Origin of the sequence: Mycobacterium noviomagense, from assembly GCF_010731635.1 — a bacterium.
GTDB classification, from domain to species: Bacteria; Actinomycetota; Actinomycetes; order Mycobacteriales; family Mycobacteriaceae; genus Mycobacterium; species Mycobacterium noviomagense.
Genome location: NZ_AP022583.1, coordinates 953,683 through 978,068 on the forward strand (window position 1 = coordinate 953,683; position 24,386 = coordinate 978,068).

Annotated in this window: 24 protein-coding genes, 1 pseudogene and 1 riboswitch; of the genes and pseudogenes, 13 read left to right on the forward strand and 12 right to left on the reverse strand. The window is 66.7% G+C overall.

The window, feature by feature from the left end:
- The first annotated feature begins 80 nt into the window (after positions 1–80).
- Complete coding sequence (locus tag G6N15_RS04300; protein WP_083087636.1) at positions 81–362, forward strand: DUF2530 domain-containing protein; 282 nt, start codon at positions 81–83, stop codon at positions 360–362.
- Between the two features lie 22 nt (positions 363–384).
- On the forward strand, positions 385–840 hold the full coding sequence (locus G6N15_RS04305) for an SRPBCC family protein (RefSeq protein WP_083087635.1): 456 nt from the start codon (positions 385–387) through the stop codon (positions 838–840).
- Here the strand turns inward: G6N15_RS04305 and G6N15_RS04310 are convergent.
- Positions 837–1,628 carry a DUF3027 domain-containing protein gene (locus G6N15_RS04310; protein ID WP_139797826.1) on the reverse strand — a complete coding sequence of 264 codons (792 nt, stop codon included), beginning with the start codon at positions 1,626–1,628 and terminating at the stop codon, positions 837–839. The genes G6N15_RS04305 and G6N15_RS04310 overlap by 4 nt on opposite strands.
- A gap of 183 nt (positions 1,629–1,811) precedes the next feature.
- Between G6N15_RS04310 and G6N15_RS04315 the strand changes: the two genes are divergently transcribed.
- A complete protein-coding gene (locus tag G6N15_RS04315) occupies positions 1,812–3,413 on the forward strand; it encodes an MFS transporter (RefSeq protein ID WP_139797825.1) in 1,602 nt (533 codons plus the stop codon).
- The gene (locus G6N15_RS04320; RefSeq protein ID WP_083087632.1) at positions 3,410–3,889 is read left to right on the forward strand and encodes a DUF2771 domain-containing protein; all 480 of its coding nucleotides are present in this window, start codon (positions 3,410–3,412) and stop codon (positions 3,887–3,889) included. The genes G6N15_RS04315 and G6N15_RS04320 overlap by 4 nt, the downstream gene beginning before the upstream one ends.
- Here G6N15_RS04320 and G6N15_RS04325 read toward each other — a convergent pair.
- From G6N15_RS04325 to G6N15_RS04335, 3 genes are all read right to left on the reverse strand, one after another.
- Positions 3,886–4,902 carry a glutathione S-transferase family protein gene (locus G6N15_RS04325; protein ID WP_083087667.1) on the reverse strand — a complete coding sequence of 339 codons (1,017 nt, stop codon included), beginning with the start codon at positions 4,900–4,902 and terminating at the stop codon, positions 3,886–3,888. The two genes, G6N15_RS04320 and G6N15_RS04325, sit on opposite strands and share 4 nt — an antisense overlap.
- A 24-nt stretch (positions 4,903–4,926) precedes the next feature.
- The gene (locus G6N15_RS04330; protein WP_083087631.1) at positions 4,927–6,864 is read right to left on the reverse strand and encodes an acyl-CoA dehydrogenase family protein; all 1,938 of its coding nucleotides are present in this window, start codon (positions 6,862–6,864) and stop codon (positions 4,927–4,929) included.
- 97 nt (positions 6,865–6,961) lie between these two features.
- Positions 6,962–7,369, reverse strand: a complete 408-nt coding sequence (locus tag G6N15_RS04335; protein ID WP_083087630.1) for a cold-shock protein — start codon at positions 7,367–7,369, stop codon at positions 6,962–6,964.
- A 157-nt stretch (positions 7,370–7,526) separates the two neighbouring features.
- Between G6N15_RS04335 and G6N15_RS04340 the strand changes: the two genes are divergently transcribed.
- The 4 genes from G6N15_RS04340 to G6N15_RS04355 all read left to right on the forward strand — a co-directional run bounded on the left by G6N15_RS04340 (position 7,527) and on the right by G6N15_RS04355 (position 10,911).
- Positions 7,527–7,931 (forward strand): YccF domain-containing protein, encoded by a 405-nt coding sequence (locus tag G6N15_RS04340; RefSeq protein ID WP_083087629.1) that lies wholly within the window; start codon positions 7,527–7,529, stop codon positions 7,929–7,931.
- Positions 7,928–9,007 (forward strand): GTP 3',8-cyclase MoaA, encoded by a 1,080-nt coding sequence (moaA, locus tag G6N15_RS04345; protein WP_083087665.1) that lies wholly within the window; start codon positions 7,928–7,930, stop codon positions 9,005–9,007. Before G6N15_RS04340 ends, moaA begins: the two co-directional genes overlap by 4 nt.
- Positions 9,008–9,011: 4 nt before the next feature.
- Positions 9,012–9,284 (forward strand): MoaD/ThiS family protein, encoded by a 273-nt coding sequence (locus G6N15_RS04350; protein ID WP_083087666.1) that lies wholly within the window; start codon positions 9,012–9,014, stop codon positions 9,282–9,284.
- Between the two features lie 210 nt (positions 9,285–9,494).
- Positions 9,495–9,709, forward strand: a riboswitch (cyclic di-AMP (ydaO/yuaA leader).
- 8 nt (positions 9,710–9,717) lie between these two features.
- Entirely contained in the window at positions 9,718–10,911 is a 1,194-nt protein-coding gene (locus tag G6N15_RS04355; RefSeq protein WP_083087628.1) for a transglycosylase family protein, read from the forward strand.
- 3 nt (positions 10,912–10,914) lie between these two features.
- Here the strand turns inward: G6N15_RS04355 and G6N15_RS04360 are convergent, their stop codons facing one another.
- From G6N15_RS04360 to G6N15_RS04375, 4 genes are all read right to left on the reverse strand, one after another.
- Positions 10,915–11,340: a molybdenum cofactor biosynthesis protein MoaE gene (locus tag G6N15_RS04360; RefSeq protein ID WP_083087627.1), complete on the reverse strand. Its 426-nt coding sequence runs from the start codon at positions 11,338–11,340 to the stop codon at positions 10,915–10,917.
- A complete protein-coding gene (locus G6N15_RS04365) occupies positions 11,337–11,819 on the reverse strand; it encodes a MogA/MoaB family molybdenum cofactor biosynthesis protein (RefSeq protein ID WP_083087626.1) in 483 nt (160 codons plus the stop codon). Before G6N15_RS04365 ends, G6N15_RS04360 begins: the two co-directional genes overlap by 4 nt.
- Entirely contained in the window at positions 11,819–12,244 is a 426-nt protein-coding gene (gene moaC, locus G6N15_RS04370; protein WP_232070345.1) for a cyclic pyranopterin monophosphate synthase MoaC, read from the reverse strand. The genes G6N15_RS04365 and moaC overlap by 1 nt, the downstream gene beginning before the upstream one ends.
- 82 nt (positions 12,245–12,326) lie before the next feature.
- On the reverse strand, positions 12,327–12,527 hold the full coding sequence (locus G6N15_RS04375; protein WP_083087624.1) for a hypothetical protein: 201 nt from the start codon (positions 12,525–12,527) through the stop codon (positions 12,327–12,329).
- 155 nt (positions 12,528–12,682) lie between these two features.
- Here G6N15_RS04375 and G6N15_RS04380 point away from each other — a divergent pair, with 155 nt between their 5' ends.
- Both G6N15_RS04380 and G6N15_RS04385 read left to right on the forward strand, forming a co-directional pair.
- Positions 12,683–14,965 (forward strand): helicase C-terminal domain-containing protein, encoded by a 2,283-nt coding sequence (locus tag G6N15_RS04380; protein ID WP_083087623.1) that lies wholly within the window; start codon positions 12,683–12,685, stop codon positions 14,963–14,965.
- A 30-nt stretch (positions 14,966–14,995) separates the two neighbouring features.
- The gene (locus tag G6N15_RS04385) at positions 14,996–16,648 is read left to right on the forward strand and encodes a DNA repair helicase XPB (RefSeq protein ID WP_083087622.1); all 1,653 of its coding nucleotides are present in this window, start codon (positions 14,996–14,998) and stop codon (positions 16,646–16,648) included.
- A 65-nt stretch (positions 16,649–16,713) separates the two neighbouring features.
- On the opposite strand, the gene G6N15_RS04390 is transcribed toward G6N15_RS04385, so the two are convergent.
- From G6N15_RS04390 to G6N15_RS04400, 3 genes are all read right to left on the reverse strand, one after another.
- A complete protein-coding gene (locus tag G6N15_RS04390) occupies positions 16,714–17,859 on the reverse strand; it encodes a thiolase family protein (protein ID WP_083087621.1) in 1,146 nt (381 codons plus the stop codon).
- Positions 17,860–17,877: 18 nt separating this feature from the next.
- Positions 17,878–18,291, reverse strand: a complete 414-nt coding sequence (locus G6N15_RS04395; RefSeq protein ID WP_083087620.1) for a Zn-ribbon domain-containing OB-fold protein — start codon at positions 18,289–18,291, stop codon at positions 17,878–17,880.
- Between the two features lie 87 nt (positions 18,292–18,378).
- Positions 18,379–19,368: an LLM class F420-dependent oxidoreductase gene (locus G6N15_RS04400; RefSeq protein WP_083087619.1), complete on the reverse strand. Its 990-nt coding sequence runs from the start codon at positions 19,366–19,368 to the stop codon at positions 18,379–18,381.
- 69 nt (positions 19,369–19,437) lie between these two features.
- Here G6N15_RS04400 and G6N15_RS04405 point away from each other — a divergent pair.
- The 3 genes and pseudogenes from G6N15_RS04405 to G6N15_RS04415 all read left to right on the forward strand — a co-directional run bounded on the left by G6N15_RS04405 (position 19,438) and on the right by G6N15_RS04415 (position 22,186).
- A pseudogene (locus G6N15_RS04405) lies at positions 19,438–20,645 on the forward strand (FAD-dependent monooxygenase).
- Between the two features lie 3 nt (positions 20,646–20,648).
- Complete coding sequence (locus G6N15_RS04410; protein WP_083087618.1) at positions 20,649–21,512, forward strand: LLM class F420-dependent oxidoreductase; 864 nt, start codon at positions 20,649–20,651, stop codon at positions 21,510–21,512.
- Positions 21,513–21,565: 53 nt separating this feature from the next.
- Complete coding sequence (locus G6N15_RS04415; protein WP_083087664.1) at positions 21,566–22,186, forward strand: class I SAM-dependent methyltransferase; 621 nt, start codon at positions 21,566–21,568, stop codon at positions 22,184–22,186.
- A gap of 63 nt (positions 22,187–22,249) precedes the next feature.
- Here G6N15_RS04415 and G6N15_RS04420 read toward each other — a convergent pair whose 3' ends face one another.
- Entirely contained in the window at positions 22,250–24,385 is a 2,136-nt protein-coding gene (locus G6N15_RS04420) for a 3-hydroxyacyl-CoA dehydrogenase NAD-binding domain-containing protein (protein WP_083087617.1), read from the reverse strand.
- Between the last annotated feature and the right edge of the window lies 1 nt (position 24,386).

Here is a 24,386-nt window from a genome sequence, read left to right on the forward strand (position 1 = left end):
CGTCAGAACATCAGAGCTTGGCATCGTCTACGTCGAATCCTCCGCAGGCCGCTCCACGGCGCCGCGTTATCTTCAACTCGATGTCAGCCGAGCCTCACGACACTCCCCAACCGCCGTCGCTTCCGGCTGGGCTGCTGGAGGTATGGCCGGTCATCGGCGTGGGCGCACTGGTTTGGTTGGTCGCCACCGTCGCGGCGTTCACTGTGCCGGCCCTCGAGGCGTGGCGGCCCGTAACAGTGGCAGGGCTGGCCACCGGGCTGCTCGGCACAGGTATCTTCCTGTGGCAACGCGACGCTGCCCGCCGAGGGGCACGCGGCGCCCAGACGGGTCTGGACCACCAGCGCAACCCCGACCGCAGATGAACGAGCAAACCGAGGAGGACCAATGGCAGCGCCGCTGTTGCAAGCCGAAATCGGCATCAATGCACCAGCCTCCAAGGTGTGGCAGCTGATCTCTGATTTCCGCCGGATGCCGCAGTGGAGCCCGCAGTGCCGCTGGATGCGGCCGCTCGGGCCACTGCGTCCGGGGACCCGCACCCTCAACCTCAACCGGCGTAACAAGCTGTTCTGGCCGACCACCTGCACGGTCACCGAAGTGATTCCCGAGAAGAAACTGGCTTTCCGGGTCAACGCCAACGGCACGATCTGGAGCTACGAGCTCGACCCGACCGAGCAGGGCACCCGGGTGATCGAGAGCCGGCATGCCGAGAACGGCGTCAAGCCCATCTCGACGATGACGGTGAACGCGTTGTTCGGTGGAGTCGACAGTTTCGAGCGCGAACTGGTCGACGGCATGAACGCCTCGCTGGCCAAGATCAAGGCCGCAGCCGAGAGCGGCTAGTTCGTGGAGTCCGCGGGCTTGTCGGTGACGTCGAGCACCCCGTCGTCATACGGGTCGTACATCGGCGAACCGCTGCCCGCTGGAGCTTGGGTGTCCGAGTGCGCGCCGCAGCCGTACTCGGAGTCCACGACATGCCCGTCGGCCGACATCTCGTTGCCGCATACGCCGAACATCCGGCCGAGTGAACCTGCCAGCGGAAGGTAGAAGCCGCAGTCGCGGCACACCCGTTTGGTCGAACGCGCCATCGGCGAGGCAGGACCGTAGTGGCCGTCATGCCAGCGTTGCGCTGCTTGGGCGCGGCCCCAGGCACTCATCACCTGCCGTCGGCCCAGGCCGATCTCGGCGGCGACTTCATCGACTTGCGGGTCGCCACTGGCGGTGTAACCGGGGACCAGCCGCGGGTCATCCGGCGGAGTGGCGAGCAGATCTCCAGGTCCTAAGTCTCCCGGTTTGATTCGCTGTTCCCACGGAACCCATTCGGGGGCCAGCAGCGCAGTCGGACCGGGGACGAGCACCACTTCACTGATCGTCGCATGATCGGCGCCCGGGTATGTGGCGACGACGACGGCCCACTGCCATCCCTGATAGCCGGACAGACGCGCCAAGAATCGGTGCGTGGCCGCGCTGGCATCCTCGTAGCTGACCCCGAGGTATTCGCCCACCGTTTCCGGGCCGCTGAACTCCGCGATCGCGGCGCGGGCCTGGTCGACGGCGCTGGTGAGAAGCACAGCAACCTCTTCCGGCCACTTGTCGGCAGCGGGTGCGGCTTCTTCGGTGCTTCCGATCACGGCATCCATTGTCTCCGATCTTGCCGCAGCAAGAGGGGGAGCAGCCACACCGATCGCCTGCGCGTCCGCACAGTCGGCATGAGGAAGAATTGATTCGTGTCTGGATGGCGGCGTGATCACACCGACGTTGGTCGCGCGTCGGGCCGACGGCCCCCGACAGGTGGGATTGGGGAGCATCCCGGTATGGCCAACTATCCGGCCGACGACTTCCGTGATCAGCGCTTGCGCCGCCCGCCGCCGATGCCGAGCGCCAACCGGTACCTGCCACCGCTGCGGCACGACCCGGCTGAAGGGCGCGGACGCAATGAGCCGCCGCGGGGTGCGCCCTCTGGCGAACGCATCACCGTCACCCGCGCCGCAGCGCAGCGCAGCCGCGAGATGGGTTCGCGGATGTACTGGCTCGTGCAACGCGCCGCCACCGCCGACGGCGCTGACAAGTCCGGACTGACCGCGCTGACGTGGCCGGTGGTGGTGAACTTCGCGGTCGACTCCGCGATGGCCGTCGCACTTGCCAACACATTGTTCTTTGCGGCGGCGACGGGCGAGAGCAAGTCTCGGGTCGCGCTGTATCTATTGATTACCATCGCACCGTTCGCGGTGGTCGCACCACTGATCGGTCCGGCGCTGGATCGACTGCAGCATGGCCGCCGGGTTGCGCTGGCGTTGTCGTTTGTGTTGCGTACCGCGCTGGCGGTGGTGCTGATCATGAACTACGACGGCGCGACGGGCAGCTTCCCGTCATGGGTGCTCTATCCCGCGGCGCTGGCGATGATGGTGCTGTCCAAGTCGTTCAGTGTGTTGCGCAGCGCGGTGACGCCGCGGGTCATGCCGCCGACCATCGACCTGGTGCGGGTGAATTCCCGCTTGACGGTGTTCGGGCTGCTCGGCGGCACGATCGTCGGCGGTGGCATCGCAAGCGGGATCGAGTTCGCCTTGACCCACCTGTTTCAGTTGCCCGGCGCGCTGTTTTTCATCGTCGCCGTGACACTGGCGGGCGCCTGGTTGTCGATGCGGATTCCGCGCTGGGTCGAGGTGACCACCGGCGAGGTTCCCGCCACGTTGAGCTATCGCGTCCCCACTGCCCGCACGCGCCGAAGCTGGCCCGAGGAGGTCAAGCGGGCCAGCGGTGTGCTGCGACAACCGTTGGGCCGCAATATCATCACGGCGTTGTGGGGCAACAGCACGATCAAGGTGATGGTCGGATTCCTGTTTTTGTATCCGGCATTCGTCGCCAAAGCACATGACGCCAGCGGGTGGGTGCAGTTAGGCATGCTCGGCCTGATCGGCGCTGCTGCCGCGGTGGGAAACTTTGCCGGCAACTTCACCAGCGCGCGGCTGCAATTGGGCAGGCCCGCAGTGCTCGTCGTGCGATGCACCGTGGCGGTCACGGCGGCGGCGCTGGCGGCGGCGGTGGCCGGAAATCTTGTGGTGGCCGCCGTGGCCACCTTGGTGACATCGGGAGCCAGTGCGATCGGGAAGGCATCGCTGGACGCCTCGCTGCAGGACGATCTGCCCGAAGAATCGCGGGCCTCGGCTTTCGGCCGCTCGGAGTCGACGCTGCAGCTGGCCTGGGTGCTAGGTGGCGCGCTGGGCGTGATGTTGTACACCGAGCTGTGGGTCGGTTTCACCGCGGTGACCGCCATCTTGATCCTTGGTCTGGCGCAAACGGTCGTTAGCTACCACGGTGATTCGTTGATCCCAGGCTTCGGTGGCAATCGGCCGGTCATGGTCGAGCAGGAAGGTGGCCGCCGCGGGAGCGATGCGGCGGCGGTCGGGCGCAAATGACGCGTCGCGTAGTGCTGCTGGCGGTTGTCGTGGTGCTGGCCGTCGGCGCCGGGGTCGGCACCTGGCTCCTGGTACCCGGCCACGGCCCGCAGCGACCGAAGATCAGCGCATACACCTACGGGCACCTGACCCGCGTTGGCCCGTATGTGTATTGCAATGTTTTGAACGTCAACGACTGTCAGACACCGCACGCGCAAGGCGAGTTGCCGGTCACCGCGCGCGATCCGGTGCAGCTCTCGGTTCCCGGCGCGATCGGGCGCGCGCCGTGGCGGCTGCTTCGGGTGTACGAAGACAACACCACCACAAGCTACTTCCGGCCCGGGGCGCGGCTGGCGGTCACCATCCCCACCGTCGACGCCCAACGCGGGCGGCTGACCGGGATCGTCGTGCAGCTGCTGACGTTGGTGCGCGACGCCGCCGGTGAACTGCAGGATGTGCCCCACGCGGAATGGTCGGTGCGCACGGTGTGGAGTTAGCGGTTTGGCTCCGCACCGTGACCGGCGGGCACCCGTTCGGCATCGAGCGGCGGACCGGGCGGGGTTCCGTCGCCAAAGGGCTTGCCGCCCAATGCTTCCCGACTATGCGGCGTCAACCAGTTGGCCAGGTCTGGGCCCTTCGGCACGATGCGGGTGGGGTTGATGTCGCTGTGCACGATGTAGTAGTGCTGCTTGATCTGGACGAAGTCGACGGTGTCACCGAAGCCCGGAGTCTGGAATAGGTCACGCACGTAAGCCCACAGCACCGGCATCTCGGAAAGCTTCTGGCGATTGCACTTGAAGTGCCCGTGATAGACAGCGTCGAAGCGGGCCAGCGTGGTGAACAGCCGCACATCGGCTTCGGTGATGGTGTCGCCCACCAGATATCGCTGACCGGACAGGTGCTCACTGACCCAATCCAGGGCGGTGAACAGCCGGTCGTAGGCCGCCTCGTAAGCCTGTTGCGAGCCGGCGAAACCGCACCGGTACACCCCGTTGTTGATCTCGGTGTAGACCCGCTTGTTGACCTCGTCGATTTGCGCCCGCAGCGGCTCGGGATACAGCTGCGGCGCGCCTTCGCGGTGATACGCGGTCCACTCGGTGGAGAAATCCAGCGTGATTTGCGCGAAATCGTTGGTGACGACGGCGCCGGTCGGAATATCGACGATCGCCGGAACGGTGATGCCCTTCGAATAGTCGGGGAAGCGTTTGAGGTAGGCATCCCGCAGTCGCGGGATCTTCAGCACCGGGTCGACGCCGCCAGGGTCCAGATCGAAAGTCCAACTGCGCTCGTCATGGGTGGGACCGCAAAACCCAATCGAGAGAACGGGTTCGAGCCCGAGTAGTCGTCGCACGATGATCGCGCGGTTGGCCCACGGGCAGGCCCGGGCAACGATTAGCCGATATCGACCGGGCTCGACGGGATATCCGTCACGTCCGTCAGCCGTGATGCGCGTGTTGATGTAGTTGGTGTCGCGGGTGAACTCGCCCGCTTCAGCGACATAGGAACTCATGCCTTTCAGCATGCCCCTCGGCAATCAGGATTCCGATACCGTCAAAAACCGCCGAGCCACATTCTCTTCGGTGGACGGACCGGGTTCCCAGGCAGCGATCCACGGCCCGGTGCCCTCCGACTGGTCGAGTATCCCGTCCTCCAGCCACGTGTAGCGGCCTTCCAGCACAGCATCGGCCAGCGCAGCGTCAGTGCTGTCGGTGTTGGACCACAACGCGTCGAACAACGCCTCAGCCCGCAGGGTTGCCTGCTGGCAGAACGCATCCGCCAGTGCGTACGCCTGTTCGCCGCGCGCCGAATCAGCGGCACGCTCGGCCTCTGCCCTGACGCATGCGGCCGACATCGCGAACAGCTCTGCGCCGATGTCGACGATGCGCCCGAGGAAGCCTTGCTTTTGCTCCAAGGCGGCTTGCCAGCGCGCCATGCCGTAGAAGGTGTTGCGGGCCAGCTTGCGAGCTGAGCGCTCGACATACCGCAGATGTGTAGCCAGGCTGCGGAACTCGCGATAGCTGGTAGGCAGTTGTCCTTCGCCGAAAACCAGCTGCGGCAACCACTTTGCGTAGAACCCACTCGCGCCGGCTGCCGCCTTGGCCTTCTGCCGTAAGTCGGCTTTGGGGTTTGCGAGATCTCCGGCGGCAGTCAGGTGAGCGTCGACCGCTTCCCGCGCGATGAGCAGCCGCATGATCTCGCTGGATCCCTCGAAGATGCGGTTGATCCGCAGATCGCGCAGTATCTGCTCCACCGCTACCGCGCGTTCCCCGCGAGCGGCCAGCGACTCCGCGGTCTCATAGCCGCGACCACCGCGGATCTGCACCAGCTCGTCGGCGATCACGCAAGCCATCTCGCTGGACCACAATTTGGCGAGCGCCGCTTCGATCCGAATGTCGTTGCGACCCTCGTCGGCCATCTGACCGGATAGGTCGAGCACCGCTTCGAGCGCGTAGCACGTCGCGGCGATGAACGAGATCTTGCTGGCGACCGCCTCATGCTTGCCGACCGGCTTGCCCCACTGCACCCGTTCGCCCGACCATTCGCGAGCGATTTTGAGCAACCACTTGACCGCCCCGGTCGCCGTCGCGGGGATGGACAACCGGCCGGCGTTGAGTGTGGTCAGCGCGATCTTGAGACCGTCGCCCTCGCGGCCGATCAGGTTTTCCCGAGGGACGCGGACTTTATGCAGCCTCGTCACGCCGTTTTCGATGCCGCGCAAGCCCATAAACTTATTGCGCCGCTCAACGGTGATGCCGGGGGCATCGGCCTCGACGATAAAGGCGCTGATGCCGCCTCGGTGCCCTTCGCTCTTCGGCACCCGAGCCATCACCACCAGCAGATCCGCGACCACACCGTTGGTCGTCCACAACTTCACGCCCTCGAGTTCGTACGCCTGTCCGTCTTCGATCGGGGTCGCGGTCGAGGCCAGCCGCGCCGGATCCGAGCCCACATCCGGTTCGGTGAGCAGGAAGGCCGAAATCGCGCCGGCGGCGCATCGCGGCAAGAACTTGCGCTTCTGTTCTTCGGTCCCGGCAAGCTTGAGCGGTTCTGGCACCCCGATCGACTGATGCGCGGACAACAGCGCGCCCAGACTGGGATGGACGGTGGTCACCATCATCAGTGCCCGGTTGTAGGCGACTTGCGACATGTTCAACCCGCCGTACTCCGACGGTATCTTCATGCCGAAACAGCCCAGTTCGGTAAAGCCTTTCACGTATTCGTCGGGAATCTGCGCATCACGTTCGATGACGCTGCCGTCAACGGTTTGCAGGAATTCACGCAGTTTGCCCAGGAACTCTTCGGTACGAGCCGCCTCCTCGTCGGATGGCCGGGGGAAGGGGTGGATGAGCTCCAAGGGGAAGCGGCCGAGGAACAGCTCTTTGGCGAACGACGGTTTGTCCCAACCTGTTTCGCGGGATTCCTCGGCTACGGCTCTCGCCTGCTCCTCGGTGACCTGCGCTTGCTGTGTCATCGGGCACCCCCTTGCTTGTTACTCCAGAGTAGCTCGCAAGTTACTTCAGAGTAGCTCGCAATGGAGGCGCAATCGTGAAGCTCGCTGCAAAGAGCCGCTAGGCGTCCAGTTCGCGCGCGACCGCCTTGACCACCTCGGAGACCCGACGGGCCGTCTTGCGGTCCGGGTAGCGGCCCTTGCGCAGCTCGGGCTGGATAGCGCTCTCCAGCAAGGTGATCATGTCCTCGACCATGCCGTGCAGTTCATCCGGGCTGTGTTTGTGTTCGGCCGGGGTCTCGCGGCGCGCTCGAGCCAAGCTCGGCGGCGGGTCGATCAGCTTGAGGCTCAACGCCTGCGGGCCGCGGCGACCGGTGGCCACCCCGAACTCGACGCGCTGTCCGGCCTTGAGCCCTTCGACACCTTCGGGCAATGCCGAGGATCTGACGTACACGTCTTCGCCGTCCTCCTGCGACAAGAAGCCGAACCCTTTGGCGGCGTCATACCACTTCACCTTGCCAGTCGGCACTGGTCTCACCTGCTTGTCTGACGGGTCACACTACGATGGGCTACACAAGGAAGCGTCCCGCCTGCGCAGGACGCGATTAATGGCTGATCCTACTCGGATGCCGGCCCGACGAGCACCCCTGTTTCCTCGGTAGGCTGGCACTACCGCTGGAGGAGATATGCGCCTGATCCTGAACGTCATCTGGTTGATTTTCGGCGGCCTGTGGCTGGCCGTCGGCTACTTGTTGGCTGCGCTGGTCTGCTTCCTGCTCATCATCACCATCCCGTTTGGTTTCGCGGCGCTGCGCATCGCCTCTTTCGCCCTTTGGCCGTTCGGGCGCACCATCGTCGAGAAGCCCGGTGCTGGAACCGGCGCGCTGATCGGCAATGTCATCTGGGTGGTGCTTTTCGGTCTGTGGCTCGCGATCGGGCATGTGGTGACCGCGATCGCGATGGCCACGACGATCATCGGAATTCCGTTGGCGCTGGCCAATCTCAAACTGATTCCGGTGTCGCTGGTGCCGCTGGGCAAGGAGATCGTCCCCGTCGACTCGACGACCCAGTCGGAGTGGGTGCCCACGTGACGGTGACCGCGCTGGGTCTGCCGACGCTGCGGCGCCGGGCGGACGACCCTGTCATGCGCGCCGATGTCCCCTCTGCCGGCCCGCTGCTGGACAGCTACGGCCGGATCGCCACCGATCTGCGGGTATCGCTGACCGACCGCTGCAATCTGCGCTGTACCTACTGCATGCCGGCCGAAGGGTTGGACTGGCTGCCCAGCGAGCACCTGCTGCGCCCGGACGAGTTGGCCCGACTGCTGCACATCGCGGTCACCCGGCTCGGCATCACCAGCGTGCGCTTCACCGGCGGCGAGCCGTTGTTGGCCCGGCACCTCGAAGAGGTGGTGGCCGCCTCAGCCAGCCTGCGGCCCCGGCCCGAGATCGCGCTGACCACCAATGGTCTCGGGTTGGGCCGGCGGGCAAGGGCGCTCGCTGAGGCGGGCCTGGACCGCGTCAACGTGTCGCTGGATACGGTCGACCGCGCCCACTTCGCCGCGATCGCCCGCCGCGACCGGCTCCCGGACGTGCTGGCCGGCCTGGCCGCTGCCAAGGACGCCGGCCTGGAGCCCATCAAAGTGAACGCCGTCCTCGACCCGGTGACCGGTCGTGAGGACGTCGTGGATCTGTTGCGGTTCTGCCTCGAACACGGCTATCAGTTGCGGGTCATCGAGCAGATGCCGCTGGATGCCGGCCACCAATGGCGCCGTGGCGCCGCGCTCACTGCCGACGACGTGCTGGCCGCGCTGCGGCCGCATTTCCGCCTTCGGCCCGACCCGGCGCCACGCGGTTCGGCGCCCGCCGAGCTGTGGCTGGTCGAGGACGCCGATGGACGCGCCGGAAAGGTCGGCGTGATCGCCTCGGTGTCGCATGCGTTCTGCTCGGCGTGTGACCGCACGCGATTGACCGCGGACGGCCAGATCCGCAGTTGCCTGTTCGCCACGGAGGAGACCGACCTTCGGGGCCTGCTGCGCACTGGCGCTGACGATGACGCGATCGAGGCGGCCTGGCGTGCCGCGATGTGGGGAAAGCCGGCCGGCCATGGCATCAACGACCCGCATTTCATCCAGCCCGACCGGCCGATGAGCGCGATCGGTGGCTGAACCGATGGTCTACGACGATCCCGGCGACGTCCGGGTCACTGTCCGCTACTTCGCGGCGGCGCGCGCGGCCGCCGGCGCCGAGTCGGAAACGGTCTGCGTGCGGCCGGGAGCCACCGTGGCCGAGCTGGTCGACGGCTTGGGAGCCAGGAATTCGCAGTTGGCGACGGTGCTGAGCCGCTGTTCCTACCTGTGCGACGGTATCGCCGTCCGGGACGTACAGACGGCCCTTCACTCCGGCGAGACGATCGATGTGCTGCCCCCATTCGCCGGCGGTTAAACGTGTGATTTCACTCACATAACGGTTCGATCACGGCGCGGATACGGACTGATCTCGCCGCCTGCGACCTGCGTTAACGATCCGCTTTCCTGGCGTTTGTCCTAACTGCCGCAAGCGAAACGCCGCGCAAACGAAAACATGACGGAAGCGGCGTGACCCGATACCGTCTTCCGCGGGCTTGCCGAGGCATTACCGGGTGGCGGGCCCTCTCCGCCTATAGCGCCGAGCTCCATCCAGTAGGCGGGGACGTCGACAACACATGGATGGAGGCGGGGGACCCACCGGTCCACCCGGACCGAACTGGAGCCGTTCGCGGTTCCTTGGGGTGAAGCCACGTCGTTTCCCCGCGGATGACGACGATGGCCGGGCAACCTCTCCAGCCCGAACCCGACAGCTGACCTCGTGGGCGCCTACAGGGAGGAATTACCGACGTATGAGCGGACGGCATCGTAAGCCCACGACATCGAATGTCAGCGTTGCCAAAATCGCCGTTACCGGAGCCGTCATCGGGGGCGGCGGCATGGCTTTGGCGGCCCATGCATCCGCGGCGACTGATGGCGAATGGGATCGCGTAGCGCGTTGTGAATCCGGCGGCAACTGGTCGATCAACACGGGCAACGGCTACCAGGGTGGCTTGCAGTTCACGCCAGGCACCTGGGCCGCTCACGGTGGTGGCCAGTACGCCCCGTCAGCGCACATGGCCACCCGCGAGCAGCAGATCGCCGTCGCCGAGCGGGTGCTGGCCACGCAGGGCCGCGGGGCCTGGCCGGTGTGTGGTGGGCCGTTGTCGAGCCCCACGCCGCGCAACGTACTCACCAGCGCGCCGGTGAACCAGCCAGCGGACGACCAGCCGGCGGACGGCCCGGCTGTGACCGGCGAGCCCGGGGCCTTCGACGCTCCGCCGCCCGAAGCGGCGCCTCCCGCCGACCCCACACCGCCCGATGCACCGGCTCCGCCGGTCGAGCTGGCTACCGACGACCACTCCGCTCCAGCGGCTGAGCCTGCCGCATTCGACGCCTCGGCACCGGCTGCCGAGCCCGCACCGGTTGCCGAACCCGCGCCGGTTGCCGAACCCGCGCCGGTTGCCGAACCCGCGGCAGTCGCCGAAGCCGCGCCGGTCGAGCCAGCAGCTCCCGTGGAGCCCGCCGCTGTCGAGGCGCCGGCCGAGGAGCCTGCGCCACCGGTCGACCCCACCTCCGTCCAGGCGCCGGTCGAGGAGCCTGCGCCACCGGTCGAGACCGCCGCGGTCGAGGCACCGGCCGAAGAGCCTGCCGCACCGGTCGAGCCGGCCGCGGTCGACCAAGCGCCTCCCGCCGACGCGCCGGAGGTCCACCAGGCCCAAGCGGTCTCCTATTGGGCCGCCCCTGCGCCGAGTGATCCCGCACCGGGGCTGCCGATTGATCCGGCCGCTGCCGGCTCGGCGGCGCACGACCTGCAGCTCCCGCCGCAACTTGCGCCCATGCTCGACCCGGCGAATATGCCCAACACGTCTGGGCTGCCGGCGACCGCTCCGCAGAACATGGATTCCGGCTTCCTGAAGGACCTGTGGCAAGCCATTCAGGCGCAGGGTGTCAACGGCAACGGCGCGCTAGCGGCGCTTGGTCAACGGCCTCAGGCCGGCCAGTAACGCTCAGGCCGAACCCACCCATTCGTCGGTGCCATCGGCGAAGAACTGGTGCTTCCACACCGGTAACCGCGCCTTGATGGTGTCGACGAGGTGAGCACAGGTCTCGAACGCCGCGCGGCGATGGTCGGCGGCGACCGCGGCGACCAACGCCGCCTCACCGATCTGCAGCGCGCCGATCCGGTGACTGGCAGCGATCGCCCGCACCCCCCGCGACTGCTCGGCGATCTGACTCAGCACGTCGGACAGCACCTGACTGGCCGACGGGTGCGCCGAGTATTCCAGCCGCAGCACCTGTCGCCCGCCGTCGTGGTCGCGGATCATGCCGACGAAGCCGACCACTGCGCCAGCAGCCTGATGGCTCACCAGTTCTTCATGGTCGGCCAGCAGGATCGGCTCTTCGGTGAGCTCCGCTCGCAACACCAAGGTCATCGCGAATGGTCTTTTCCGGCGAGTTGGTCCAGCGCGTGGTCGAGCACATCGGCGAGTATCCCGAGCCCGTCGCGCACCCCGCCGGGCGAGCCGGGAAGGTTGACGATCAACGTCCGCCCGGCGACGCCACATAACCCCCGGGACAGCACCGACGTCGGCACCTTGGGCAGGCCCGAACGGCGGATCGCATCGGCCAGCCCGGGAACCTCGTAGTCGAGCACCGACGCGGTCTGAGCCGGAGTGTCATCGCTCGGCGAGATACCGGTGCCGCCAGAGGTGATGATCAGATCGACACCCTCGCCGACGGCGTCGCGCAGCGCCTGACCCACCGGATCGCCGTCGGCAACCACCTGCGGCTGTACAGCCGAAAACCCATGCTGTTCAAGCCATTCGGCGATGATCGGCCCGCACCGGTCGTCGTACACGCCGGCAGATGCGCGGGTGGAAGCGATGATGACTCGCGCGGATCGGGCGCCCATCACCGCATCCAGCTGCCGCTGCGGCCGCCGTCCTTGCGAAGCACGCGGATGTCGTCGATGCGCGCGGCGGGGTCCACCGCTTTGATCATGTCGTAGAGGGTGAGCGCAGCAATGCTGACCGCGGTCAGCGCCTCCATCTCAACCCCGGTGCGGTCGGTGCTGCGAACGGTCGCGGTGATCTCGATGTCCGACTCGCCGACGCTGAAATCGACGTCGACACTGGTGAGCGCGAGCTGATGGCACAACGGAATCAGGTCGCTGGTGCGCTTGGCGGCCAGGATGCCCGCCACCCGCGCGGTGGCCAGCGCGTCGCCCTTCGGCAGACCCCCGGAGGAAATCAAGGTCACCACTTCGGGCGACGTGCGCAACGCGCCGGCGGCGACAGCGGTGCGCTTGGTCGGCCCCTTTTCGGTGACATCGACCATGTGCGCCGCTCCCCGCTCGTCCAGGTGCGAAAGGCGGCCCGCGCCCGATGTTGCTGCCGTCCCGGACAACGTAGGTCTCCGGCTATCGGTTGACGACCGTGACCGGGTGGACGTAGGGCAGGTCGTCGGCAGGCAGCGGGAACACCACCTCGCCGTACGGTGACAACGCGCCCGTGCGGTCGGTCCGCAGTTCGCTCACCGCGTGGTCGTCGGGATTGGTCGTCGGCCAGCCGTTATCGACGTACCGGGTCTTCTGCGCTTTGTTCTCAGCGTTGTCTGCCACGGGACCATTCTGACAGGTCTCGTCGGCGCAAGCGGCGCCACTCCTCGCTCGTAGCTGGCCGAGTGGCCACTTAATGCACGCAATCGGCAGGCGTGCCATAACTGGCCACTGGACGTCTGACCCGTCCACACTCGCCTCCTTTACGCTGGTCAGCAATGACCCGACACACCCCGGACATCCCCCTGGGGTCCTGGCTGGCCGACCTGCCCGACGAGCGGCTGATCCGACTGTTGGAGTTGCGGCCAGATCTCGCACAGCCGCCGCCCGGCAGTATCGCAGCGCTGGCCGCGCGGGCTCAGGCCCGCCAGTCGATCAAGGCCGCGACAGACGAGCTCGACTTCCTGCGGCTGGCACTGATCGACGCGCTGCTGGTCCTGCACGCCGACGCCGAGCCGGTCCCAGTCGCCAAGCTGCTGGCGCTGTTCGGCGAGCGTGCGCCCGAAGCCGACGTGGTGGCCGCGTTGGAGGACCTCAAGGAGCGGGCCTTGGTGTGGGGCGACACGGAGGTCCGGGTAGCAGCCGAGGCCGGCAGCGGGCTGCCCTGGTACCCCGGCCAGGTGACCCTGGAGGACGAAACCCGCACTGGGGAGCAGATCACCGAACTCATCGACGGTCTCGACGACGCCGAGCTCGTCGTGCTGGAGAAGCTGCTGGAAGGCTCCCCGATGGGGCGCACCCGCGACGCCGCGCCCGGCGCCCCGGCGGATCGTCCGGTGCCGCGGCTACTGGCCAAGGGACTGCTGCGGCGTGTCGACGCCGAGACGGTGATCCTCCCCCGCCAGGTCGGGCACCTGCTGCGCGGCGAAGACCCCGGACCGACGCAATTGCGCCCGCCCGATCCCGTGGTCACCACGACCACCCAAGCCGACGTCGACGCCGCCGCGGCCGGAGCCGTCATGGACCTGCTGCGCGAGCTCGACATGCTGCTCGAAACATTCGCCGCGGCACCGGTTCCCGAGCTGCGCAGCGGCGGACTCGGGGTCCGCGAAGTGAAGCGGCTGGCGAAGGTGACCGGCATCGACGACGCCCGGCTGGGCCTGATTCTGGAGGTGGCGGCGGCCGCCGGACTGATCGCCAGCGGCATTCCCACTCCGCTGCCCGACGACGGCGACGGACCGTACTGGGCGCCGACGGTGGCCGCCGACCGGTTCGCCGAAGCGTCCACCGCTGAGCGCTGGCATCTGCTGGCCCGCACCTGGCTGGAGCTGCCTACGCGTCCCGCGCTGATCGGCACCCGCGGGCCTGATGCGAAACCCTATGGCGCTCTGTCGGATTCGGTGTACTCGACCGCGGCCCCGCTGGACCGCTGGCTGATGTTGACCATGCTGGCCGAGCTGCCGCCCGGCGCCGGGGTCGACGAGGCCTCCGCCTCGGCAGCCTTGGTGTGGCGGCGGCCCCGGTGGGCCAAGCGGCTGCAACCCGGGCAGGTCGCAGACCTGCTCGATGAAGCGCACTTCCTCGGCTTGGTGGGACGCGGCGCGATCAGTACGCCGGGCCGCGCGCTGCTGGACCAGGAGACCGACGTCGTTGTGGCCGCGATGACGCGGGCGCTGCCGGAGCCGATCGACCACTTCTTGGTGCAGGCGGACCTGACAGTGGTGGCGCCCGGACCGCTGAAACGGCGTCTGGCCGAGGAATTGGGCGCGGTCGCGACGGTCGAGTCCGCCGGCGCGGCGATGGTCTACCGCGTCAGCGAGCAGTCGATCCGGCATGCCTTGGACATCGGAAAGACCGCCGACTGGCTGCACGCGCTTTTCGCGAAGCACTCCAAAACGCCAGTACCGCAAGGCCTTACCTACCTCATTGACGACGTAGCACGTCGGCACGGGCAGCTTCGGGTCGGAATGGCGACATCGTTTGTGCGCTGCGAGGATCCAGCGCTGCTGGCTCAGGCGGTGGCCACTCCCGCCGCCCAACAGCTGCAGCTGCGGGCGCTGGCGCCGACCGTGGCGGTGTCACAGGCGCCGATCTCCGAAGTGCTTGCGGTGTTGCGCGGCGCGGGCTTCGCGCCGGCCGCCGAGGATTCGTCGGGCACCATCGTCGACATCCGCGCCCGCGGCGCACGGGTGCCCACCCCCCAACACCGTCGCGCACTTCGCCCGATCCCCCGGCCGAGCCGTGAGACCGTGAGCGCCATCGTCTCGGTGCTGCGCAAAGTCACCGCCGCACCATTTGCCAATATCCGCGTCGATGCGGCGACGGCCATGTCGCTGCTGCACGAGGCGGTGCGGGAAGGCACCACGGTCGTGATCAGCTACGTCGACGCCGCCGGGGTGGCCACCCAGCGGGTGGTGTCGCCGATCACCCTGCACGGCGGCCAGCTGGTGGCTTTTGATTCGGCCTCCGGGCGGCTGCGCGATTTCGCCGTGCACCGCATCACGTCCGTCGTGCGCGCCGGCGACGATGCAGAGCGCAGCGATGAGCAGGAGCGGCGCTGACGTGTCGGCGGAGTCCGGATAATCGAATTCATGACTGACGGGCCGTTGATCGTGCAGTCCGACAAGACGGTGCTGCTCGAGGTCGACCACGAGCTGGCCGGCGAAGCGCGGGCGGCGATCGCGCCGTTCGCCGAGCTGGAACGCGCCCCCGAGCACGTGCACACCTACCGCATCACCCCGCTGGCGCTGTGGAACGCCCGCGCCGCCGGCCACGACGCCGAGCAGGTGGTCGACGCGCTGGTCAGCTACTCCCGTTACGCGGTGCCCCAGCCGCTTTTGGTCGACATCGTCGACACCATGGCCCGCTACGGGCGGCTGCAGCTGGTCAAGCATCCCGCGCACGGCCTGACGCTGGTCAGCTTCGATCGTGCAGTGCTCGAAGAGGTGCTGCGCAACAAGAAGATCACCCCGATGCTCGGTGCCCGCATCGACGAGGACACCGTCGTCGTGCATCCCAGCGAGCGCGGCCGAGTCAAGCAGATGCTGCTCAAGATCGGTTGGCCCGCAGAGGATCTGGCCGGCTACGTCGACGGCGAGGCGCACCCAATCAGCCTGCGGCAAGACGGCTGGCACCTGCGCGACTACCAGCAGATGGCCGCGGACTCGTTCTGGTCCGGCGGCTCCGGAGTGGTGGTGCTGCCCTGCGGCGCCGGCAAGACGCTGGTCGGCGCGGCAGCCATGGCGAAGGCCAGTGCGACGACGCTGATCTTGGTCACCAACACGGTTGCCGCGCGGCAGTGGAAACGCGAGCTGGTTGCCCGCACCTCGCTGACCGAGGACGAGATCGGCGAATATTCGGGAGAGCGCAAGGAGATTCGGCCCGTCACGATCTCCACCTATCAGATGATCACCCGTCGCACCAAGAAGGGCGACTACCGCCACCTGGAGCTGTTCGACAGCCGCGACTGGGGATTGATTATCTACGACGAGGTGCACCTGCTGCCGGCCCCGGTTTTCCGGATGACTGCCGATCTGCAATCGCGGCGCCGGTTGGGTTTGACCGCGACGCTGATCCGGGAGGACGGCCGCGAAGGCGACGTGTTCAGCCTGATCGGGCCCAAACGCTATGACGCGCCGTGGAAGGACATCGAAGCGCAGGGCTGGATCGCGCCGGCCGAGTGCGTCGAGGTGCGGGTGACGCTGACCGACAACGAGCGGATGACGTACGCCACCGCCGAACCTGAAGAGCGCTACCGGGTGTGCTCGACCGCGCGGTCGAAAATCGCGGTGGTCAAGTCGATCCTGAACCGCCACCCCGGCGAGCCCACCCTGGTGATCGGCGCCTATCTCGATCAGCTCGACGAGCTGGGAACGCTGCTGGACGCGCCGGTGATCCAAGGGTCGACCAAGATCGCCGAGCGCGAAGCATTGTTCGACGCGTTCCGCCGCGGTGAGGTGAACACCCTGGTGGTGTCCAAGGTGGCCAACTTTTCCATCGACCTGCCGGAAGCGTCTGTCGCTGTGCAGGTTTCGGGCACTTTCGGGTCACGGCAGGAGGAGGCACAGCGTCTCGGCCGGTTGCTGCGGCCCAAAGCCGACGGCGGCGGCGCGGTGTTCTACTCGGTGGTGGCCCGCGACAGCCAGGACGCCGAGTACGCCGCGCACCGCCAGCGGTTCCTGGCCGAACAAGGTTACGGCTACGTCATCAAGGACGCCGACGACCTACTGGGCCCGGCCGTCTAGTATGGCGAGCAGACGCAAAAGTCCCGAATTTCGTTGCGAAATGGGGACTTTTGCGTCTGCTCGCGCTAGGTCGTCAGCACTGTCGCAGCGGCGGTGCCCGGCGCACCGTACACCTGCGCGAACCCGACCCGAGGGGTGTCGGAGACCTGACGGTCGCCCGCCTCGCCGCGCAGTTGGCGTACCAACTCGTGGACCTGCCGCAGACCCGATGCGCCGATCGGCTCGCCGTTGGCGATCAGCCCGCCGTCGGTGTTGACCGGCATCGGGCCGCCGATCTCGGTTGCGCCGTCAGCGATCAGCTTTTCCTGATCGCCGTCGGCGCAGAATCCCGCCTCGGCCATGTGAATCACCTCGGCGCCGGCGTCGGTGTCCTGCAGCTGGATGACGTCGACGTCTTCCGGCGCAACCCCGGCCGCCTCGAACGCGGCTTTAGCGGCATAGACGGTCGGCGACACGTCTTCTTCAAGAGGCGCAAATGTCGCGTGCACCTCGTAAGCGCCGTAGCGGCGGGTGCGGATCTCGGCCGCACGCAGATACACCGGTTTCGAGGTGTAGCGGTGCGCGATGTCGGCGCGACACATGATCACCGCCGCCGCTCCTTCGTCGGGAGCGCAGAACATGTATTGCGTCAGGGGGTAATTCAGCACCGGCGAGGCCAGGATCTGCTCCTCGGTTAACGGCTTGCGCCGAAACGCGTTGGGGTTCAACGACCCATTGCGGAAATTCTTGGCGGCCACCTTGGCAAGCGTTTCGGGAGAAATGCCATGCTCGTGGATGTAGCGGTTGGCTTTCATCCCGAAGAACTTGGTGGTGACGAACTGGCCGTTCTCCGCGTACCAGGCCGGAAGCGCCAGCTTGGCCGGGTCGTCGGTAAAGGCGCCACGAGGATGCTTGTCCATTCCCACGGCGATGCCGATGTCGTACTTGCCCAACCGGATAGTGTCCGCGCACAGCTGAGTAGCACTGGCGGCGGTAGCGCAGGCGTTGAACACGTCGGTGAACGGAATTCCGGTCAGCCCCACCAGTCTGGTGACCGCATCGGGATTGGACACCTCATGGCTGCCACCGACACCGAACTGGATGCCCTTCCAGTCCAGGCTCGCATCAGCCAGCGCGGCCTGAATCGCGTCGGCCCCCATCTCCATCGCGGACTTGCCCTCGAAGCGCCCGAACGGGTGCAGGCCCACACCGATAATCGCCACGTCGTTCATCTCGCCACTCCTTGTGATTCAGACCGGCCGGAAGGCGAACGTCATGACCTCGTTGCCTTCGGCGTCGGTGGTCAACGGCACCATGGTCAGCTCAACGTCCATGCCGAACCGCAGCTTGGCCGGATCGTTTTCAGTGAGCCGCCCCTCGACGCGGATGACATCGCCAAGCTGTACCAGGCCGACCCCGAATGGGGTGAACGCGTCGCCGGTCGGACCGGCATAGGGAGGCCCCGGCGGAAACCCTTGAGTGGTCCAGGCCACCAGGGTGCCGCGACGCGGCAGCAGCAGCTCCGACATCTGGCCGCCGCTACAGCGTGGGCAACGCTGCTGCACCGGAAACGTGGTGGCACCGCAGTCCTCGCAACGACTGCCGACCAGCTGTGGATTGTCATCCGGCCAGGTAGAGATATCCGGTGCTAACGCCTTCTGCATCGGGCGATCCTCCGAAGTCAGAGAAGAGAATAGTGCTCCGCACCAGACCGTACAACAGCATTCCACGAAAGTGGAAATCCCATTCTCCTACCCCAATGCGGGGATCACGTCCCGTTCGAACTGCTCGATACCGGACCGGTCATAGGCCGCTTCCGGGAAGTAGCAGATGACGTACTCACAGCCCAGCGCGCGCAGGCGCTCGAACCGCTCGATCACCTGCTCCGCCGTGCCTGTCGCCGATTCCGTCCCGGTGGTGCCCGTGATCATCGCATCGGCCGCTGACTCGGGTATGTAGCCGACGATCCGGTCGCGGACGCGCTGCAGCCGGTCTTTGACCTCCGCCTCCGAGGCGCCCAGCACGGCATTGACGTTGACAGAGCGCACAATGGCGTCGAAGTCGGTGCCCACGTCGCGGCAGTGGCCTGCCAGCACCTGCGACTTGTGGGCGAACGCCTCCGGCTCGGGCGTGAAGTTGGTGTACTGAGCGTATTTCGCCGCGATCCGCAAGGTCACCTTCTCCCCGCCACCGGCTATCCACAGTGGAATTCCGCTGTCCTGCAATGGTTTTGGTGCCACGATTGCGCCGTCGGCCTGGTAGTGCTCGCCGGTGAAGCTGACTTTGCCATCGCGCCACGCGTCGCGCATGATCTGCACGCCCTCGTCGAGCCGCCCGAGCCGCACCCGAGCCGCCGGGAAGCCATAACCGTAAGCGCGCCATTCGTGTTCGTACCAGCCGCCGCCGATACCCATCTGGATACGACCGCCGGAAATAATGTCGGCGGTGGCCGCCACCTTGGCCAGATAGACCGGGTTGCGGTAACTCATCGCGGTGCACATCTGACCGAGCTTGATCCGCGATGTCGTTGCCGCATAGGCCGCCATCAGCGACCACGCCTCGTGGGTAGCTTCGCCGGTCGGCATGGGCACCGTGTGAAAGTGGTCGTAGACCCACAACGAGTCCCACGCACTGTCGTCGGCGTAGCCGGCCAGCTCCCGCATCACCGGCCAGTGCTTGGCGGGTTCGATACCGACCAGATCCAGTCGCCAGCCCTGCGGGATGAAAAGTCCAAAGCGCATAGCTGCCGACTCTAAACCGGCGTCACATACCCAAAGCGGCCAGCGCGCCCTCGACGACTGCGGTACGCAATTCTTTATAGGGCGTGTCGGGGAGCCAGCATCGCCGGGCCGGTGCTGGCGTTCTGGCTGGATCGATATGGGTTCGACGTGACAGTCGTCGAGCGTGCACGGACCTTGCGTAAGACCGGCGGCCACGCCGTCGACTTGTTCCGGCCGGCGATGGAGATCTCGGCGAAGATGGGCGTGCTCCCCCGCATCGAGGAGCGCGCCACCAACACGACGCGACTGAGCATCTACCGGGACAGGTCGCGACGGCCGATCCGCGTCGACCTCACCAAGATCTACCGGGCCGCTTCCGACCGGCACGTCGAGATCATGCGGAACGACCTCAGTGAAATCTATTACGACGCTGCCGATGTCGAGTACCTCTTTGGCGACGCGATCACGGCAATTTCGGCCGACGGCGAGGTGACATTCGAACAGGCGACTTCTCGCAGGTTCGACGTCGTGGTCGGCGCCGACGAGCTACATTCCAACGTCAGGCGGTTGGTCTTCGGTGAGGACGCCGGCCTGAGCCGGTATCTCGGGGCTATCTGGCGGTGGCGTCTGCCCCGAAATCGCTGGCGCCGCACGGGGAAATGATCGGTCACGTCGGGATCGGCCGCATGGCCGGAATCTACAGTGCGCATCACCTGGACGACGCGCGAGCGGTGTTCGTGTTCCACAGCCCCGAACTACAATACCACCATCGAGATATGGCAAGGCAAAAGGACTTACTGCGAAAGGCCTTCGCCGGAATGCATCCGCGGGTGGACGGCTGGCTTGAACACCTCGACACCACTCCGGCCTTCTACTTCGACTCCATCACCCAACTGCAGCTGGACAGCTGGTCGCGTGGGCGAGTGACTCTCGTCGGCGACGCGGGATACTGCCCTGGCCCAGCGGTGGGCGGCAGCACCAGCCTCGCGGTGGTCGGCGCCTATGTGCTGGCCGGCGAACTGGCCCGCGCGCGTGGCGATTACCGCGCAGCGTTCGCGGCCTACGAACGACAGATGCGTGAACCGGTACGGCGCAGCCGTGCTTTCGCGCGCGGTGCGGCGAAAACCGTGGTCCCTGCTTCGCGGGCAGCGCTCTGGGCGATGACCCGGAGTGCCCAGCTGGTGTCGGCACTGCCGACACCGCTCAGCCGTGCCATCGCCAAGCTGAACACCACCGGGGTACGCATGCACGACTCCATCCCGGTGCCCGACTACGGTGCCAGCGTTTGGCAACATTGACGCATGGAGCTTTCCGGCCTCGGAATATGGAGCAGCCAACTACGCTACGGCGACCCAGCCGAATCTACCGAGGCGGCAGCCGAATTAGAGGAACTGGGCTTCACGGCATTGTGGATCCCCGATGTGGGCGGGCCGGTGTTCGACGCCGTGGAGCGCCTGCTGGCCGCGACAAAACAGACCGTGATCGCGACCGGCATCCTGAACCTGTGGATGCACGAACCCGGCGACGTCGCCAACTCCTACGCATCGCTGACGGCTGAGCACAGCGACCGCTTCCTGTTGGGTATCGGTGTCAGCCACGCGCCGCTCATCGACTCCCGCGAGCCCGGGCGATACCGTAAACCGCTGGCGGCGACGGCATCGTTCCTGGATGCGCTGGACGCCGCGCAGCAGCCGGTGCCGGTCGAGCGCCGGGTATTGGCGGCGCTCGGCCCGAAAATGCTGGCGCTGGCGGCCAACCGCTCCCGAGGCGCCCATCCCTACCTGGTCACCCCCGAGCACACGGCCACGGCTCGTTCGGTTTTGGGCGAGGGCCCGCTGCTGCTTCCCGAGCAGACCGTGATCCTGTCCGACAGCGCCGACGAAGCCCGCGCCATCGGAACCGATTGGCTGCGCGCCTATTTGGCGCTACCCAACTACGCTAACAACCTGTTACGCAGCGGCTTTTCGGCGGACGATCTGTCGCAGGTCAGCGATCGGCTCTTCGACGCGATCATCGCCTGGGGTGACGAGGCAGCGGTCATGCGCAGGGTCGAAGAGCACAAGGCGGCCGGTGCTGACCATGTGTGCGTGCAAGTGCTGCTGGCTGACCAGAGGGCCTTTCCCCGCGAGCAATGGCGCCGAATCGCCGCGGCAGCCGAGGGCTGACGGCCGACCCGGAAGAGCTTCAACCCACGGCCACCACGGATTACGGTGAGGCCATGGCATCAAGACAAACATTGTTTCGGGTCTTCTACGCGATCGGGTTTACGCCGTGGGACGGTCATCCGCTTTCGACGGCGCTGGGAGAACTGGTCGAGGGAGCCGACGCATTGCCGCCAGGATCAGCGCTCGACGTCGGATGCGGCACCGGCGATGCGTCCATCTATCTGGCCCAGCACGGATGGCACGTCACCGGAGTTGACTTCACCGCCAAGGCGGTGGACAAGGCACGCGCCAAGGCGAAAGCCGCCGGCGCTGCCGTCGATTTCGTGCACGCGGACGTCACCCACCTGCGGCAGGGCGGAATCAAGGGACCCTTCCAGCTGGTCGTGGACAACGGCTGCTTCCACGGCATGAGCGACCACGATCGTGACCTGTACGTGGAGGAGATCAGCGCGGTCGCCGCGCCGGACGCGCGGCTGTTATTGCTCGCCTTCAAACGAAGCGGGGGCTTCGGGCCGCCGGGAGTCGATCAACCCGAGGTCGAGCGCCGCTTCACTCCCGCATGGGCACTGCTCTCAGCGGCGGATGAACCAAGATGGACGCCGCAGGGCGGAATCGCTGGCCGATTCGCAGCCCGATTCGAGGGACGCCGCTATCTCCTGGAGCGCCAGAGGTAGTGCCCAACAGACGCAAACGCCCCCAAAACGACGTTGTTTCGGGGGCTTTTGCGTCTTTTCGCGCTAAGAGGTCAGCGAGTCCGGCGGCAGGAACCGGTCACCGTACTTGGCGGCCAACTCGCGGGCCCGGGCGACGAAGCCCGCCTTGCCCCCGGGGTAGCCGACGACGAACTGCGCGGTGCCCCCGGTCCACGGCGGGAAACCGATCCCCATGATCGATCCGATGTTGGCGTCCGCTGTGGAAGTCAGCACGCCCTCGTCAAGACACTTCTGGGTTTCCAGCGCCTCGACGAACAGCATTCGGTCGATCATGTCCTGTAACGGAGGCTGCGACGAGCCGGAGTTGAACGCCTCCCGCAGTCCCGGCCACAGGCCGGCCCGCTTGCCTTCGACGTACTCGTAAAACCCGGCACCCTTGAGCTTCCCGGGCCGGCCCAGCTCGAGCATCTTGTTGACGACGGCCTCGGCCGGGTGCGGCGTGTAGGTCTGCCCCGCACTTTCCACGCCTTCGCGAGTGGCCTTGGCGATCTTGGCCATCAGCTCCATGTTGAGCTCGTCGGACAGCTGCAGCGGCGGCGCGGGATAGCCGGCCTGGTTGCCGGCGTGTTCGATGCTGGCCGGCTCGACACCCTCGCCGAGCATGGCGATCGCCTCGTTGATGAACGTGCCGATCACACGCGACGTGTAGAAGCCGCGGCTGTCGTTGACCACGATCGGCGTCTTGCCGATCTGCATCGCCAGATCCACAGCCTTCGCCAGGGTGGCGTCAGACGTCTTCTCGCCCTTGATGATTTCCAGCAGCGGCATCTTGTCGACCGGCGAGAAGAAGTGCAGGCCGATGAAGTCCTCGGCCCGCTTGACTCCGGTGGCCAGCTCCGTAATAGGCAAGGTGGAGGTGTTGGAGCCCAGCACCGCGTCGGGCGCCACCACCGGCTCGATCTCACCGAACACCTTGTGCTTCAACTCAACCGACTCGAACACCGCCTCGATCACCAGATCGGCGCCGGCGGCATCGTTCGGGTCAGCGGTCGGATGGATGCGGCCCAGCAGGGCGTCGGAGCGCTCCTGGGTGGTCCTGCCCCGCTGCAACGCCTTGGCTTCCAGCTTTTCGGAGTATTCCTTGCCCCTCTGCGCAGCTTCCAAGGTCACGTCTTTGAGGATCACCTCGATGCCGGCCTTGGCGCACACGTAGGCGATGGCCGCGCCCATCATCCCGGCACCGAGCACCGCAACTTTTTTGAACGTGGTCTTCTCGTAGCCATCGGGCCGCGAGCCACCGGAGTTGATGTGCTGTAGGTCGAAGAAGAACGCCTGGATCATGTTCTTGGCTACCTGCGACGTGACCAGCGACGTGAAATACCGGCTTTCGATGCGGCTTGCGGTGTCGAAGTCGACCTGCGCGCCCTCGACCGCGGCGGCCAGGATCGCGCGCGGCGCCGGCATCGGCGCACCCTTGAGCTGCTTGCGCAGGTTTGACGGGAACGACGGCAGGATCGCCGCCAGTGAAGGCGACGCCGGGGTGCCGCCAGGCATCTTGTAACCCTGCTTGTCCCACGGCTGCACATGCGCGTCCGGGTTGGCTTTGATCCAGGCCTTGGCCGCAGGCACCAGCTCCTCGACGCTCGGCAGCACCTCGTCGACCAGACCGATCTCCTTGGCCTTGGCCGGCTTGAACCGGGTGCCCTGCGCCAGGATCTCCACGAACGCCTTCTGGATGCCGAACATCCGCACGGTGCGCGTCACGCCGCCACCACCGGGAAGCAAGCCGAGCGTCACCTCAGGCACACCGATCTGGCTACCCGGGACGTCGGCGGCGATCCGGTGGTGACACGCCAGCGCGATCTCCAGGCCACCGCCGAGTGCGGCCCCGTTGATGGCCGCGACGACGGGCTTGCCGAACGTCTCCAGCGTGCGCAGCTGCTTCTTGACCCGCTCCACGGTGTCGAAGAACTGCCCGGCGTCCTCCGGCTTCGCCTGAACCATCGCGGTCAGGTCCCCGCCGGCGAAGAAGGTCTTCTTCGCGCTGGTGATCACCACACCGGTGATTGAATCCTTCTCGGCGACGAGGCGATCCACCGCCTTGCCCATCGACTCGATGTAGGCCTCGTTCATCACGTTGGCCGACCCGGACGGGTCGTCCATGGTCAACGTGACGATGCCGTCGGCGTCCTTGTCCCACTGAATCGTGTTGTCTGCCATG